Origin of the sequence: Streptomyces sp. GbtcB7, from assembly GCF_019091445.1 — a bacterium.
Taxonomy (GTDB): domain Bacteria; phylum Actinomycetota; class Actinomycetes; order Streptomycetales; family Streptomycetaceae; genus Streptomyces; species Streptomyces mirabilis.
Genome location: NZ_JAGXJM010000024.1, coordinates 161,808 through 177,226, shown reverse-complemented (window position 1 = coordinate 177,226; position 15,419 = coordinate 161,808). Strand labels below are relative to the sequence as shown.

Genomic DNA, 15,419 nt, shown 5'->3' with positions numbered 1-15,419 from the left:
ACGTCGATGGGGGCGCCGCGTCCGAGGACGCGGCGCCCCCATCGCTCATTTCCGGCGGGAGAGCGCCAGCGTGCGGCGGGCGCCCGCCACGACCGCCGCGTCCACGAAGCGGCCGTCGGGCAGGGCCTGGGCGCCCGGCTCGGTGGCGGCGGCCTTGACGATGAGCTCGGCGGTCTCGACCTCGGCAGGGGTCGGGAGATAGGCGTGTTCGATCACCGGGAGCTGGCGGGGGTGGATGGCCGCGCGGCCGAGGAAGCCCAGGGTGCGCCCGTGGGCGCAGGAGGCGGCGAGGCCTTCGAGGTCCCGGATGTCCGGGTAGATCGACTGCGTGGGCGGCGCGAGGCCGGCGGCCCGGGCGGCGACCACGATCCGGGCGCGGGCCCAGTCCAGGCCCGCGTCCTCCCGTACGCCCAGGTCGGCCCGTAGATCCGCCTCCCCCAGCCCGATGCCGCGCACCGCCGGGTGGGCCGCGGCGATGGCGAAGGCGTGTTCGACACCGAGGGCGGTTTCCAGGAGGGCGTACAGGGGGATCGCGCCTCCCTCGGAGGGGGCCGAGTGTTCCGCGACCCGGACGACATCGGCCGGGGAGGTCACCTTGGGCAGCCGGAGGCCGGAGAGGCCGGGGAGCGGGGCGAGCGTCCTCAGGTCGGCCTCGGCGAAGGGACCGTCCAGCGCGTTCACGCGGACGTGGACCGGGACCGGGGGAGGGTCCGAGAGCAACTCGGCGGTGGCGGCGCGGGCGTACTTCTTGCGGTGCGGGGCGACCGCGTCCTCCAGGTCGATCAGGACGACGTCCGCGCCGGAGACGAGGGCCTTGGCCACCACTTCCGGGTGGTCTCCGGGGGCGTAGAGCCAGGTGAGCGGGAGGGCCGGGATCCTCATAGGGCGCCTTCCGATCTGAGGGTGGTGATCTCGGCCTCGGACAGGCCGAGTTCGGTGAGGACGGCGTCCGTGTCGGCGCCGTGGGGGCGGCCCGTCCAGCGGATCGCGCCGGGGGTGGCGGAGAGCCGGAAGAGCACGTTCTGCATGCGCAGGGGGCCGAGTTCGGGGTCGGCGACGGTGGTGATCGCGTCCAGGGCCGCGTACTGCGGGTCCTCCATCACATCCCGTACGTCCTGGATCGGGGCCACCGCCGCCTCCGCTTTCTCGAAGGCGTCCAGGACCTCGGCGCGGCGGTGGCGGGCGATCCAGGAGCCCACCGCCTCGTCCAGGACGTCCGCGTGGCGGGCCCGGTCGGCGCCCGTCGCGAACCACGGTTCCTCGATCAGCTCCGGGCGTCCGACCAGCCGCATCAGCCGCTCGGCGATCGACTGGGCGGAGGTCGAGACGGCGACCCAGGAGCCGTCCGCCGTGCGGTAGGTGTTGCGGGGCGCGTTGTTCGCGGAGCGGTTGCCGGTGCGGGGCTGGACGTAACCCAACTGGTCGTACCAGAGCGGCTGTGGGCCGAGCACGGTGAGGATCGGCTCGATGATCGCCATGTCGATCACCTGGCCGCGGTCCGAAGCGTCGCGGGCGTGGAGCGCGGCCATGACGGCGTACGCCGTCGCGAGGCCCGCGATCGAGTCGGCCAGGCCGAAGGGCGGGAGGGTCGGCGGGGAGTTCGGTTCGCCGGTGATCGCCGCGAAGCCGCTCATCGCCTCGGCGAGGGTGCCGAAGCCGGGGCGGTGCGCGTACGGGCCGAACTGGCCGAAGGCGGTCACGCGGGCGAGGACGAGGCGGGGGTTGGCGGCCGACAGCTCCGCCCAGCCCAGGTCCCACTTCTCCAGGGTGCCGGGGCGGAAGTTCTCGATGATCACGTCGGCGGTGGCGGCGAGGCGCAGCAGGGTGGCACGGCCGCCGGGCCTGGACAGGTCGAGCGTGATGGTGCGTTTGTTGCGGCCGAGGAGTTTCCACCACAGGCCGACGCCGTCCTTCGACGGGCCGTGGCCCCGGGACGGGTCGGGCTTGGCCGGGTGCTCGACCTTGACGACCTCCGCGCCGAAGTCGCCGAGCATGGTGGCGGCGAGCGGTCCGGCGAACAGGGTGGCGAGGTCGAGGACGCGCAGCCCGGTGAGCGGACCGCGATCCGTCCCCGCCTCCGAGCCCGTATGCCCGCTCATGAGGTGTGCCGGGTGTTCGAGGCGGCCTGGGCGTCGATCTCGGAGCGGTACGGCATCGAGGACGAGGCGCCGACGCGCTGCACCGACAGGGACGCGGCCGTCGACGCCCACGCGAGGGCGGCGCGCATCGGCCGGCCCTCGGCGAGCGCGACCGCGAGGGTGCCGACGAAGGTGTCGCCCGCGCCGGTCGAGTCCACGGCGGTGACCCGGGGCGCGGGCACGGCGAGGGGTTCGGCGCCACGGACCGCGTACAGACTGCCCGCCGCGCCCAGGGTGACCACGACTTCCGGTACCTGGTCGAGCAGGGCGACGGCCGCGTCGCGAGGGTCGGTGACGGCGGTGAGCGCGGCGGCCTCGTGCTCGTTGGGCACCAACAGGTCGATGGAAGCGAGGAGTTCGGGCGGCAGGGACTGTACGGGGGAGGGGGTCAGGATGGTCCGGACGCCGTGGCGGCGTGCGGCCTCGGCGCCCGCGAGGACGGCGTCCAGCGGGATCTCCAGCTGGAGGAGCAGTGCGTCGGCGCCGGCGATGAGGGCCTCGTCGCCGGGGGCGAGGTGGTCGACGGTGGCGTTGGCGCCGGGGACGACGACGATCGCGTTGCCGCCCTCGTCGTCCACGACGATGTGCGCGGTGCCGGACGGGCCCTCGGTGGTGCGCAGGTGGTCGGTGTCCACGCCGGAGTGCTCCAGGGTCGTACGGAGCAGGGAGCCGAAGGCGTCGGCGCCCACCGCGCCGATCATCGAGACGTCGGAGCCCGCGTGGGCGGCGGCCACCGCCTGGTTGGCGCCCTTGCCGCCGGGGATCGTACGGAACTCCCGTCCCGTCACGGTCTCTCCGCGCTGCGGGGCCTTCGCGACGTACGCGACGAGGTCCATGTTCGTGCTGCCGAGCACGGCGATATGGGTCATGGGTGACGGGTCTCCCGGTGCGTGAGCTGGTGGGTCAGCCGGTGGGTCAGCTGGGCGAGGGTGTCGAAGCCGATGTCGTCGAAGTCGGCGAGGGAGGTGGCGAGGCGGTTCTTGAGGGGGGTGGTCCAGCGGTCGGGGAGCGCGGCGGGGGCGCCGGTGAGAAGGCCCGCGACGCTGCCCGCCGTCGCGCCGTTGGAGTCGGTGTCCCAGCCACCGGACACCGCGCGACAGATGGAGCCGGAGAAGTCGCCGTTCGCGTGGGTGAGGGCGGCGGCGATCAGCGCGGTGTTGGGGAGGGCGTGAACCCAGTGGTAGGCGCGGTGGGTGGTGTGCAGCGCGTCGACGACCGTGTCGAAGTCCTCGGTGGTGCGGGCGAGGTGGACGGCGTGGCGGATCGCCTCGGCCAGCCGGGAGGCGGGGGGTACGACGGTGAGGCCGGTGCGCAGGCAGGCGTGGACGTCGCCGTGGCCGGTGGCCGCCTCGGCGATGGTGGCCGCCGTGAACATCGCGGCGTACACGCCGTTCGCGGTGTGGGTGAGGGTGGCGTCCCGGTGGGCCGCTTCCGCGGCGGCGGCCGGATCGCCCGGGTTGGTCCAGCCGTGGACGTCGGCGCGGATCAGGGCGCCGATCCATTCGCGGAAGGGGTTGCGGTGGTGGGCCGTGTGCGGGGGTTCGATGCCGGTGAGGAGGTTGCGGTAGGCGACGCGTTCGGCGGTGAACGTGCGGCCGGCGGGGAGTTCGTCCAGCCAGAGGCGGGCCACGTCGGCGGTCGTGAAGTCCCTGCCGTATCGCTGGAGCAACAGGAGGTTCAGGAGGGGGTAGTTGAGGTCGTCGTCCTCGGGCATGCCATCGATGTTCTCGGCGAGGGAGGTGGGGGCGGAGCGTCTGTTCCAGGGGTGGGCCCGGAGGAGGTCGTCGGGTACGCCCCGGGCGGTGAACCAGGTGCGCAGGGGCCAGTTTCCGCCGGCCCGGGCCAGGTCGCGGATCCCTTCGAGGGGGAGCTTCTCCACCGGTTTGCCGAGCAGACAACCGACCGCTCTACCGAGCCAGGCGGCTTCCAATTGGGCCTGGGTGGGGGCGGGGGCTGGGGCGGGCCCGGGCCGGGCGGGCCAGTCCGGGCAGTGGGCCCTGATCTGCCCCAGGTCTGTCGGTTCCGTATCCGCCAACCCGCTGGGCAGCTCCGCCAGTTCGTCCAGGAGGTCTCCCGCCAGTGCGCGCAGATACCGCGAGGCCGGAGTCGGGGACGTGCCCGCGCGCGGTGGGGCCTCCGGTCCGCCCGCCGCGTGCCAGCGGGTGGCGATCGCCTCCGGTGCGCGGCCGTCCTGGTAGGCCTGGGCGAGTTCGTGGCCGAGCAGGTCCTCGGGTTGGACCCAGGTCAGTCGGAGCATCATGGGGTCCCCGCCAGCTCGGCGTACGCGGACTCGTGGGCGCGGCGACGGCCCACGTCACGAGCGAAGATCTCGCGGGTCACATCGGTGAGGGTGGTCGCCGGGGCGTGCAGGTCCAGGCGGCTGGCCTCGGCGACCGTCTTGGCCCAGTCGTGGGGGATCTCGGAGCCGAGGGCACCGGCGAGGGCGCCGGACATGGTGGCGATGGAGTCGCAGTCGCGGCCGTAGTTCACCGAGCCGAGGACCGCGTGCCGGTAGTCGCCCCCGGACACCACCAACATGCCCAGGGCGACGGGGAGTTCCTCGATCGCGTGGAGGCGGGAGGGGCGGCGGGCGGCGAGGGAGGGAGAGCGGTAGTCGGGGCCGACCGTGTCGTAGGGGGCCACCGCCTCGCGGAGCGGGATCAGCGCCGACTCGAAGTCCGTGTGCCGGGCGGCGACTTCGCAGACCGCCTCGATCGCCGACCGGGTGCCGTCCTTCGCCAGGGCCAGGCAGGCCGCGACGACCGAGTCCGGGCTCGCCCCGGGCGCGCACGCCGCCGCGACCCCCGCCGCGAAGACGCCCGCCGCCTCCCGCCCGTACGACGACTGGTGGGCGCCCGCGACGTCGAGCGCCTCGGCGTACGCGCCCGCCGGGTTGGCCGCGTTGACCAGGCCGACCGGTGCCATGTACATCGCGGCGCCGCAGTTGACGATGTTGCCGGTGCCGGCCTCCCGGGGGTCGACATGGCCGTAGTGGAGGCGGGCCACCAGCCACTTCTCCGCGAGGAAGATCCGCTGGAGGGGGATGGCCTCGGCCTCCAGTTCCGGGATCCAGCGCGGGCCCGTCATGAGGTCGGGGACCAGGTGCTCGGCGACGGCGTACGCGTCGAGGTGGTCGCGGACGGTGGCGTACACGCGTACCAGCGCATGGGTCATCAGGGTGTCGTCGGTGACGTGTCCGTCGCCCTTGTGGTACGGGGCGATGGGGCGGGCGGTGCGCCAGGCGTCGCCGTTCCAGGGGCCGACGATGCCGTGGATCCGGCCGCCGTGCCGTTCGACGATCTGCTCGGGGGTGTAGCCCTCGACGGGGCCGCCGAGCGCGTCGCCGACGGCGGCTCCGACGAGGGCTCCGGTGATGCGTTCGTCGAGGGTTCCCGTTCCTTCTCCTTTGGGCGTCATGCCCGAATCATCCCTCTGGGGTGGCCAGTTCCGTCGCTTCCAGGAGGTCGGCGAGTCCGATCAGGTCCGTGCCCGTGAGCCGGGGCAGCGCGCAGCCGGACAGGATGCGGCAGGCGTCGCGCCAGGAGGCCGGGATCGCGGCGCCGCCGCCCAGCGCGCCGGTGAGCGCGCCCGCGAGGGCCGGGGCCGAGTCCGCGACCCGGGACAGACAGGCGGCGGCGGGCACCGCCTCCGCGATCCGGCCGCGTGCGGCGGTGGCCAGGGCGAGGGCGACCGGCACGGTCTCCGCCGCCGCGATGCCGTAGCTGTAGACGTGGTCGACGATCTGGTGTTCCAGGAGGGGGACCAGGGCGAAGGTGTCCTCGCTGGCGCGGGCCAGCCGCAGTGCGTGCCGCGCGTTGCGGCCGATCTCCGTCGACTCGGGGAGCTCGGCGAGGGCGGCGTCCGCGCAGGCGTCGACGTCGGCCCCGGCGAGGGCGAGCGCGAGGGCCGCGGCCATCGCGCGGGCGCCGTGCACCCCGTCGCCGTCCTGGGTGTAGCGGGCGTCGAACTCGGCGAGTTCCGCGGCGAGTCGGGGGTCGCCCGGGTGCGCCACGGCGAGCACACAGGCCCGTACACAGGCCGCGTCGTCGAAGTAGTGCGGGTTGTCGTGGCCGGTCGCGGGCGGGCGCAGTCCGGTGGCGAGGTTGCCGAGGCCCGCCCGTACGGAGATCCGGGCGCGAAGGGGGAGCAGCGCGGACTCGACCTCGGGGGCGCGCTCGGCGGCCGCGGCGACCTCGCTGGCGACGGCATTCCAGGACAGGTCGATGGACGCCCGCATCCGGCGTTCCCGGCTGAGGTCGCCGAGCGCGCTGCGGTCCCCGGCGCGCAGCACGGCCTCCGCCGCGAACGCCGCCCATTCCGCGTCGTCCGACGGGCCGAGCCGCAGGGGTTCCGGCGGCTGGTTCAGCGCGATGGGCACGGGCAGGGTCGTCGTCGCGTTCTGTTCCGCGAAGGTGTCCAGCTCGCGGGTCAGCCGCCGGGTCCACTCGGGCATCCGGGCCGCGCGGTGCCGGCCGGCGGGCCAGCCCGCGGCGTCGCCAGCGGCCAGCCCGAGCAGGAGGCCCTCGATCCGGCGGGGGCACGGGGCGGGTGTGGGGGCGGCGCCCGGCTCGGTACGGGGGGCCGCGTCCGACGAGGGTGAGTCCCCGGTGTCGGACGTCGTGGGTGAGTCCTCGATGTCGGTCGTCGAGGGGAAGTCCTCGACGTCGCAGATCGAGACCGATCCCCCGGCTTCCGGTGCCGAGGCCGATCCCGTACCGGGTTCGTCGCCCACCAGGCCGGGTCTCATGGCTGCACCTCGTCATCGTCGTCGGCAAGGATGTAGTCGCTGGTGAGGGTGTACGGGTCGGGGGGCGGAGGTGCCGTGCTCCCGGTCCCCCACTTCCCGTCGTCCCCCGGTGTGAGCAGTTCCGCCACGTCCAGTACGTGGTGGCCCGCCATGGAGGGCAGGCAGCTGCCGCGTGCCGGGCCGATCGCCGCCGCCCAGTCCGCCGGGATCGCGGCAGCGCCCCGGGTCGCCCCGGCCAGCGCGCCCGCCACCGCGGCCGTGGTGTCGGCGTCGCGGCCCATGTTGACGGCGGTGAGGACGGACTCGGTGAAGTCGCCGTCGGCGGCGGCGTACGCGCCGAAGGCGAGGGCGACGGCCTCGGGCGCCAGGTCCGTCCAGGGGTAGCCGCCGATGACGACCGCCGAGCGGACCGCCCGTTCGCCGCGGTGGGCGACGGCCACCGCCCGGCGCAGGGAGCGGGCCGTCCAGGAGTCGTCCGGGATCACGGCGAGCGCGGAGGCGACCACCGCGATCGTGGCCGCGCCCGCCATCGCCGCCGCGACCCCCGCCGCGACCGCTTGGCCGCCGTAGATGCCCTCGCCTTCGTGGCTCACCGAGCCGTCGATCGCCACCAGCCGGGCCGCCTCCGCCGGGCGGCCCGCCGCGAAGACTCCGAAGGGGGCCGCGCGCATCGCCAGACCGTCGCTCCAGGCGTGCCGGTGCTGGGCCGAGATGGGGGCCGCGAGTCCCCGGCGCAGGTTCTCCAGGGTGCCGCGCTCGCTGAAGCCGGCGCCCCGGAACGGCCCCTCGTCGCGGTCGGCGATCCACTGGTGCCAGGCCGCCTCGACATGCGTCACGGTGAGCGCCGAACCGTGCCGGGCCAGCAGCAGCCCCGAGAAGATCGCGTACTCCGTGTCGTCCGTCCCGGCCGGGTGCTCGGCGACGTACCCCGTGATCCGTCCCCACTTCGCGCGGATCTGCGACGGCCTCATGTTCTCGGCGGGCGCGCCCAGCGCGTCCCCGACGGCGAGGCCGAGCAGCGCGCCGCGGGCCCGCTCGCGCAGAGCGGCCGAGTCCCCGGGTGCCGGGACGGAGGGAATGCAGGCGATGGAAGCCATACGGTGCCTCTCCTCTCAGGGCGCAGAGCCCTTTGGGGATGTGTCCCACGGGAGGGGGCGGGGAGAGCCGTCCGCGGCTCCTCATTCACCCGGTCGACATCTGTGCATGATCCTTCACGGATGAGCGCTTGAGGGTAAAGCCGCAGGTTAGCCCAGCCTTTCCTTGCTGGCGGAGAAGAAATTCCAGGCGTAGTTTCGTGGTTGTCGAAAAGTAGAAACAGTCCAATCGACGGATCCTGGGGGACCGGTATGTCCATCATCGACACCGAGGCGACGCTGCACGAGGCGCACCGCGACAACCACACCCACCGGGACGTGAACGGCGGATGGCTGCGCCCGGCCGTGTTCGGCGCGATGGACGGGCTCGTGTCCAACCTCGCCCTGATGACCGGCGTCGCCGGCGGGTCCGTCTCCCATCAGACGATCGTCATCACCGGGCTCGCGGGCCTGGCCGCCGGCGCCTTCTCCATGGCCGCGGGCGAGTACACCTCCGTCGCCTCGCAGCGCGAACTCGTCGAGGCCGAACTCGACGTCGAGCGGCGTGAGTTGAGAAAGCATCCGCAGGACGAGGAGCGCGAGCTCGCCGCGCTGTACGAGTCGCGCGGCGTCGATCCCGCGCTCGCCCGCGAAGTGGCCAAGCAGCTCTCGCGCGACCCCGAACAGGCCCTGGAGATACACGCCCGCGAAGAGCTCGGCATCGACCCCGGCGACCTGCCCTCCCCGGCCGTCGCCGCCGTGTCGAGCTTCGGCTCCTTCGCCCTGGGCGCCCTGCTCCCCGTACTGCCGTATCTGCTCGGCGCGACCGTCCTGTGGCCCGCGCTGCTGCTCGCGCTGATCGGGCTCTTCGCGTGCGGCGCGATCGTGGCCCGGGTGACGGCTCGAAGCTGGTGGTACAGCGGAATCCGGCAGCTCGCGCTCGGGGGTGCCGCGGCGGGTGTGACGTACCTCCTGGGCAGCCTGTTCGGTACCGCCGTAGGATGATGTCTCGCGCACCTATGCAAGGGACTGCATAAGTAGCCGTTACTCGCTGGTTTCGATCGCTTAACCACTGGGAATGAGCCGTAAGCGCTGCGGGCAATGAGGCCTGCGCCGCGCCAGTGCGGTGGGTGACGTTGCCCGCCGTACTCCGGGCCCACGGACATGGATCTGTCCGCTTAGGTCCCCTTAACTTCACTGTCGTGCGAGGTACCCCCACGCCACCCCTGGGTGTCCGCATGTTGGAACGTAGTATCCGGTTCCCGAGAACCGCCCCATCATGTAACCTGCACGAAATTTTGCACCCCTAAGCAGAGGGCCAACGTCGTCCCTCGGCACATGCATATGCCACGACGACGACGGGAGAGCCGATGCGTACGCCGCGCCAGCCGTCCCAGCACTCCGCGAATGGCCAGAACTGGTCCTTCATGGATGCTCGCCCTGCTGCGCAGGGTATGTACGACCCCCGCAACGAGCACGACGCCTGTGGCGTCGGCTTCGTGGCCACCCTCACCGGTGAGGCGAGCTACGCGCTGGTCGAGCAGGCGCTCACCGTGCTGCGCAACCTGGAGCACCGGGGTGCCACCGGCGCCGAGCCCGACTCGGGCGACGGCGCGGGCATCCTGTCCCAGGTGCCCGACGCGTTCCTCCGCGAGGTGGCCGGATTCGAGCTGCCCGCGGCCGGCGCGTACGCGGTCGGCATCGCCTTCCTGCCCGAGGACGGCATCGAGGATGTCGTCTCACAGATCGAGACGATCGCCGCCGACGAGGACCTGACCGTCCTCGGCTGGCGCGAGGTCCCGGTCGCCCCCGAGCTGCTCGGCGCCACCGCCCGCTCCACGATGCCCGCCTTCCGCCAGATCTTCGTCACGGACGGCGTCTCGACCGGCATCGAGCTGGACCGCAAGGCGTTCGTGCTGCGCAAGCGCGCCGAGCGCGAGGCCGGCGTGTACTTCCCGTCGCTCTCCGCGCGCACCATCGTCTACAAGGGCATGCTGACCACCGGCCAGCTGGAGCCCTTCTTCCCGGACCTGTCCGACCGCCGCTTCGCCTCCGCGATCGCGCTCGTGCACTCCCGGTTCTCCACCAACACCTTCCCGAGCTGGCCGCTCGCCCACCCGTACCGCTTCGTCGCGCACAACGGCGAGATCAACACGGTCAAGGGCAACCGCAACTGGATGAAGGCCCGCGAGTCCCAGCTGGTCTCCGACCTCTTCGGTGACAAGGGCCTGGAGCGGGTCTTCCCGGTCTGTACGCCCGACGCGTCCGACTCCGCCTCCTTCGACGAGGTGCTCGAGCTCCTCCACCTCGGCGGCCGCTCGCTCCCGCACTCCGTGCTGATGATGATCCCGGAGGCGTGGGAGAACCACGACTCCATGGACCCGGCCCGCCGCGCCTTCTACCAGTTCCACTCCACGATGATGGAGCCCTGGGACGGCCCGGCCTGTGTCACCTTCACCGACGGCACCCAGGTCGGCGCGGTCCTCGACCGCAACGGTCTGCGCCCCGGCCGCTACTGGGTCACCGACGAGGGTCTCGTCGTCCTCGGTTCCGAGGTCGGCGTCCTCGACATCGACCCCGCGAAGGTCGTCCGCAAGGGCCGCCTCCAGCCCGGCAAGATGTTCCTCGTCGACACCGCCGAGCACCGCATCATCGAGGACGACGAGATCAAGGCCGCCCTCGTCGCCGACAAGCCGTACGCGGAGTGGCTGGAAGCCGGCGAGATCGAGCTCTCCGACCTCCCCGAGCGCGAGCACATCGTGCACACCCACGCCTCGGTCACCCGCCGCCAGCAGACCTTCGGCTACACCGAGGAAGAGCTGCGCATCATCCTCGCGCCGATGGCCAACACCGGCGGTGAGCCGCTGGGCTCCATGGGCACGGACTCCCCGATCGCGGCCCTGTCGGCCCGCCCGCGTCTGCTCTTCGACTACTTCACCCAGCTGTTCGCGCAGGTCACCAACCCGCCGCTGGACGCGATCCGCGAGGAGCTCGTCACCTCGCTGCGCTCCTCGCTGGGCCCGCAGGGCAACCTGCTGGAGCCCACGGCCGCGTCCTGTCGTAGCGTCACCCTGCCCTTCCCGGTGATCGACAACGACGAGCTGGCCAAGCTCATCCACATCAACGCCGACGGCGACATGCCGGGCATGAAGGCCGCGACCCTGTCCGGTCTCTACCGGGTCAGCGGTGGCGGCGACTCCCTCGCCGCGCGGATCGAGGAGATCTGCACGGAGGCCGACGCCGCCATAGAGAACGGCGCCCGCCTGATCGTCCTGTCGGACCGCCACTCCGACGCCGAGCACGCGCCGATCCCCTCGCTGCTGCTCACCGCGGCCGTCCACCACCACCTCATCCGCACCAAGCAGCGCACCCAGGTGGGCCTGCTGGTCGAGGCGGGCGACGTCCGCGAGGTCCACCACGTGGCCCTCCTCATCGGCTTCGGCGCCGCCGCGGTCAACCCCTACCTGGCGATGGAGTCGGTCGAGGACCTGGTCCGCGCCGGCACCTTCCTGACCGGCATCGAGGCCGAGCAGGCCATCCGCAACCTGATCTACGCGCTCGGCAAGGGCGTCCTCAAGGTCATGTCCAAGATGGGCATCTCGACCGTCGCCTCCTACCGCGGCGCCCAGGTCTTCGAGGCCGTCGGCCTCGACCAGGCCTTCGTCGAGAAGTACTTCAACGGCACCGCCACCAAGATCGGCGGCGCCGGCCTCGACGTCATCGCCAAGGAGGTCGCGGCGCGGCACGCCAAGGCCTACCCGGCCTCCGGCATCGCCCCGGCGCACCGGGCCCTCGACATAGGCGGCGAGTACCAGTGGCGCCGCGAGGGCGAGCCGCACCTGTTCGACCCGGAGACGGTCTTCCGCCTCCAGCACTCGACGCGCTCCGGCAGCTACGACATCTTCAAGAAGTACACCGACCGGGTGAACGAGCAGTCCGAGCGCCTGATGACGCTCCGTGGCCTGTTCGGCTTCAAGTCCGACCGGCAGCCGATCTCGATCGACGAGGTCGAGCCGGTGAGCGAGATCGTCAAGCGCTTCTCCACCGGCGCCATGTCGTACGGCTCCATCTCCAAGGAGGCGCACGAGACCCTCGCCATCGCCATGAACCAGCTGGGCGGCAAGTCCAACACCGGCGAGGGCGGCGAGGACGCGGACCGGCTCTACGACCCGGCGCGCCGCTCGTCGATCAAGCAGGTCGCCTCCGGCCGCTTCGGCGTCACGTCGGAGTACCTGGTCAACGCCGACGACATCCAGATCAAGATGGCGCAGGGTGCCAAGCCCGGCGAGGGCGGCCAGCTGCCCGGCCACAAGGTCTACCCCTGGGTCGCCAAGACCCGGCACAGCACCCCGGGCGTGGGCCTGATCTCCCCGCCCCCGCACCACGACATCTACTCCATCGAGGACCTGGCCCAGCTGATCCACGACCTCAAGAACGCGAACCCGCAGGCGCGGATTCACGTCAAGCTGGTCTCCGAGGTCGGTGTCGGCACCGTCGCCGCGGGTGTCTCCAAGGCGCACGCGGACGTGGTGCTCATCTCCGGCCACGACGGCGGCACGGGCGCCTCCCCGCTGACCTCCCTGAAGCACGCGGGCGGCCCCTGGGAGCTCGGCCTCGCCGAGACCCAGCAGACGCTGCTGCTCAACGGCCTGCGCGACCGTATCGTCGTACAGACCGACGGCCAGCTGAAGACCGGCCGTGACGTCGTCATCGCCGCGCTGCTCGGCGCCGAGGAGTTCGGTTTCGCGACCGCGCCGCTCGTCGTCTCCGGCTGCGTCATGATGCGCGTCTGCCACCTGGACACCTGCCCGGTCGGCATCGCCACCCAGAACCCGGTGCTGCGCGACCGCTTCGCCGGCAAGGCCGAGTACGTCGTGAACTTCTTCAGGTTCATCGCCGAAGAGGTCCGCGAGATCCTCGCCGAGCTGGGCTTCCGCACCATCGAGGAGGCCGTCGGCCACGCCGAGAACCTCGACGTGGAGCGGGCCGTCACCCACTGGAAGGCGCAGGGCCTGGACCTGTCCCCGCTCTTCCACGTGCCCGAGCTGCCCGATGGCGCGGTGCGCCACCAGGTCGTCGCCCAGGACCACGGTCTGGAGAAGGCGCTCGACAACGAGCTGATCAAGCTCGCCGCCGACGCGCTGGCCGCGAACACCCAGGCCGACGCCCAGCCGGTGCGCGCCCAGGTCGCGATCCGCAACATCAACCGCACGGTCGGCACCATGCTCGGCCACGAGGTGACGAAGAAGTTCGGTGGCGGGGGCCTGCCCGACGACACCATCGACATCACCTTCACCGGCTCCGCGGGCCAGTCCTTCGGCGCCTTCCTGCCGCGCGGTGTCACGCTGCGCCTGGAGGGCGACGCCAACGACTACGTCGGCAAGGGCCTGTCCGGCGGCCGGGTGATCGTCCGTCCCGACCGGGGCGCCGACCACCTCGCCGAGTACTCGACCATCGCGGGCAACACCATCGCGTACGGCGCGACGGGCGGCGAGCTCTTCCTGCGCGGCCGCACCGGCGAGCGCTTCTGCGTCCGCAACTCCGGCGCGACGGTGGTCTCCGAGGGCGTGGGCGACCACGGCTGCGAGTACATGACCGGCGGTCACGCGGTCGTCCTCGGCGAGACGGGCCGCAACTTCGCGGCCGGCATGTCCGGCGGCATCGCCTACGTCGTCGACCTGAACCGCGACAACGTCAACGCCGGCAACGTGGGCGCCGTCGAGGAGCTCGACGACACCGACAAGCAGTGGCTGCACGACGTGGTGCGCCGCCACCAGGAGGAGACCGGCTCGACCGTCGCCGAGAAGCTCCTGGCGGAGTGGGACACAGCGGTGGACCGCTTCAGCAAGATCATCCCCAGCACGTACAAGGCAGTGCTCGCCGCCAAGGACGCCGCCGAGCGAGCCGGACTCCCCGAGTCCGAGATCACCGAGAAGATGATGGAGGCGGCGACCAATGGCTGATCCCAAGGGCTTTCTGAACCACGGCCGCGAGGTCGCCAGGACCCGCCCCGTCGGGGAGCGCGTCAAGGACTGGAACGAGGTCTACGTTCCGGGCTCGCTGCTCCCGATCATCTCCAAGCAGGCCAGCCGTTGCATGGACTGCGGGATCCCGTTCTGCCACAACGGCTGTCCGCTGGGGAACCTGATCCCCGAGTGGAACGACTACGCCTACCGCGAGGACTGGTCCGCCGCGTCCGAGCGTCTGCACGCCACGAACAACTTCCCGGAGTTCACGGGCCGCCTGTGCCCCGCTCCCTGCGAGTCGGCGTGCGTGCTCGGCATCAACCAGCCCGCCGTGACCATCAAGAACGTCGAGGTCTCGATCATCGACAAGGCGTGGGACACGGGCGACGTCGCCCCGCGGATCCCCGAGCGCCTGTCGGGCAAGACCGTCGCGGTCATCGGTTCGGGCCCGGCGGGTCTGGCCGCCGCCCAGCAGCTCACCCGGGCGGGCCACACGGTCGCCGTGTACGAGCGTGCCGACCGCGTCGGCGGCCTGCTGCGCTACGGCATCCCCGAGTTCAAGATGGAGAAGCGGCACATCAACCGCCGCATCGAGCAGATGCGCGCGGAGGGTACCCGCTTCCGCACCGGCATCGAGATCGGCCGCGACCTCAAGGCGACGGACCTGCGCAAGCGGTACGACGCCGTGGTCATCGCCGCCGGTGCGACGACCGCGCGTGACCTCCCGGTCCCCGGCCGCGAGCTCAAGGGCATCCACCAGGCCATGGAGTACCTGCCGCTGGCCAACAAGGTGCAGGAGGGCGACTACGTGGCGCCCCCGATCACGGCCGAGGGCAAGCACGTCGTGGTCATCGGCGGCGGCGACACCGGCGCGGACTGCGTGGGCACCGCCCACCGCCAGGGCGCGGCCTCGGTCACGCAACTGGAGATCATGCCGCAGCCAGGCGAGGAGCGGAGCCCGGGCCAGCCCTGGCCGACGTTCCCGATGCTCTACAAGGTCACCTCCGCGCACGAGGAGGGCGGTGACCGCGTCTACTCGGTCTCCACCACCCACTTCGAGGGCGACGAGGACGGCAACGTCCAGTGGCTGCACCTCACCGAGGTCGAGTTCGTCGACGGCAAGCTGAACCAGAAGCCGGGCACGGAGCGCAAGATCCCCGCCCAGCTGGTCACGCTGGCCATGGGCTTCACCGGCACCGACGTCGAGAACGGCGTGGTCTCGCAGTTCGGCCTGGAGCTCGACGCGCGCGGCAACATCGCCCGCGACGCCGAGTTCGCGACCAACGTGCCCGGCGTGTACGTCGCCGGTGACGCCGGCCGCGGCCAGTCGTTGATCGTCTGGGCCATCGCGGAGGGCCGCTCGGCCGCCCGCGGGGTCGACCGCTTCCTGACCGGGGCCAGCGACCTGCCGGCCCCGATCCGCCCGACGGACCGCTCGCTGATGGTCTGACGCTCCACCCCAACAAACGTCCCGTACAACGGCGTACGGAACTGA

Annotated in this window: 10 protein-coding genes; 3 read left to right on the top strand and 7 right to left on the bottom strand. The window is 72.2% G+C overall.

From position 1 onward, the window contains the following. Nucleotides 1–45: 45 nt before the first annotated feature. Genes KVT44_RS34295 through KVT44_RS34265 form a run of 7 tightly spaced genes read right to left on the bottom strand, consistent with a single transcriptional unit; the run spans nucleotide 46 to nucleotide 7,982 of the window. Entirely contained in the window at nucleotides 46–876 is an 831-nt protein-coding gene (locus tag KVT44_RS34295) for a CoA ester lyase (RefSeq protein WP_143657033.1), read from the bottom strand. Between the two features lie 2 nt (nucleotides 877–878). Then, nucleotides 879–2,099 (bottom strand): CaiB/BaiF CoA-transferase family protein, encoded by a 1,221-nt coding sequence (locus tag KVT44_RS34290; RefSeq protein ID WP_217571212.1) that lies wholly within the window; start codon nucleotides 2,097–2,099, stop codon nucleotides 879–881. After that, nucleotides 2,096–3,007 (bottom strand): ribokinase, encoded by a 912-nt coding sequence (gene rbsK / locus KVT44_RS34285; protein ID WP_217571211.1) that lies wholly within the window; start codon nucleotides 3,005–3,007, stop codon nucleotides 2,096–2,098. Before rbsK ends, KVT44_RS34290 begins: the two co-directional genes overlap by 4 nt. Then, a complete protein-coding gene (locus KVT44_RS34280; RefSeq protein ID WP_217571241.1) occupies nucleotides 3,004–4,395 on the bottom strand; it encodes an ADP-ribosylglycohydrolase family protein in 1,392 nt (463 codons plus the stop codon). The genes rbsK and KVT44_RS34280 overlap by 4 nt, the downstream gene beginning before the upstream one ends. Next, nucleotides 4,395–5,555 carry an ADP-ribosylglycohydrolase family protein gene (locus tag KVT44_RS34275; RefSeq protein WP_217571210.1) on the bottom strand — a complete coding sequence of 387 codons (1,161 nt, stop codon included), beginning with the start codon at nucleotides 5,553–5,555 and terminating at the stop codon, nucleotides 4,395–4,397. Before KVT44_RS34275 ends, KVT44_RS34280 begins: the two co-directional genes overlap by 1 nt. Before the next feature lie 7 nt (nucleotides 5,556–5,562). Further along, a complete protein-coding gene (locus tag KVT44_RS34270; RefSeq protein ID WP_217571209.1) occupies nucleotides 5,563–6,885 on the bottom strand; it encodes an ADP-ribosylglycohydrolase family protein in 1,323 nt (440 codons plus the stop codon). Then, entirely contained in the window at nucleotides 6,882–7,982 is a 1,101-nt protein-coding gene (locus tag KVT44_RS34265) for an ADP-ribosylglycohydrolase family protein (protein ID WP_190170204.1), read from the bottom strand. The genes KVT44_RS34270 and KVT44_RS34265 overlap by 4 nt, the downstream gene beginning before the upstream one ends. 249 nt (nucleotides 7,983–8,231) lie before the next feature. On the opposite strand from KVT44_RS34265, the gene KVT44_RS34260 reads away from it, so the two are divergent. From KVT44_RS34260 to KVT44_RS34250, 3 genes are all read left to right on the top strand, one after another. Next, entirely contained in the window at nucleotides 8,232–8,963 is a 732-nt protein-coding gene (locus tag KVT44_RS34260; RefSeq protein WP_217571208.1) for a VIT1/CCC1 transporter family protein, read from the top strand. A 365-nt stretch (nucleotides 8,964–9,328) separates the two neighbouring features. Then, on the top strand, nucleotides 9,329–13,921 hold the full coding sequence (gene gltB, locus KVT44_RS34255; RefSeq protein ID WP_190170206.1) for a glutamate synthase large subunit: 4,593 nt from the start codon (nucleotides 9,329–9,331) through the stop codon (nucleotides 13,919–13,921). Further along, nucleotides 13,914–15,374: a glutamate synthase subunit beta gene (locus KVT44_RS34250; RefSeq protein ID WP_099923164.1), complete on the top strand. Its 1,461-nt coding sequence runs from the start codon at nucleotides 13,914–13,916 to the stop codon at nucleotides 15,372–15,374. Before gltB ends, KVT44_RS34250 begins: the two co-directional genes overlap by 8 nt. Nucleotides 15,375–15,419: the final 45 nt, after the last annotated feature.

Coding starts and splice junctions, on each gene's coding strand:
- KVT44_RS34275 (WP_217571210.1), bottom strand. CDS start 5,555: ATGACGCCCAAAGGAGAAGGAACGGGAACCCTCGACGAACGCATCACC.
- KVT44_RS34270 (WP_217571209.1), bottom strand. CDS start 6,885: ATGAGACCCGGCCTGGTGGGCGACGAACCCGGTACGGGATCGGCCTCG.
- KVT44_RS34290 (WP_217571212.1), bottom strand. CDS start 2,099: ATGAGCGGGCATACGGGCTCGGAGGCGGGGACGGATCGCGGTCCGCTC.
- KVT44_RS34250 (WP_099923164.1), top strand. CDS start 13,914: ATGGCTGATCCCAAGGGCTTTCTGAACCACGGCCGCGAGGTCGCCAGG.
- gltB (WP_190170206.1), top strand. CDS start 9,329: ATGCGTACGCCGCGCCAGCCGTCCCAGCACTCCGCGAATGGCCAGAAC.
- KVT44_RS34280 (WP_217571241.1), bottom strand. CDS start 4,395: ATGCTCCGACTGACCTGGGTCCAACCCGAGGACCTGCTCGGCCACGAA.
- rbsK (WP_217571211.1), bottom strand. CDS start 3,007: ATGACCCATATCGCCGTGCTCGGCAGCACGAACATGGACCTCGTCGCG.
- KVT44_RS34265 (WP_190170204.1), bottom strand. CDS start 7,982: ATGGCTTCCATCGCCTGCATTCCCTCCGTCCCGGCACCCGGGGACTCG.
- KVT44_RS34260 (WP_217571208.1), top strand. CDS start 8,232: ATGTCCATCATCGACACCGAGGCGACGCTGCACGAGGCGCACCGCGAC.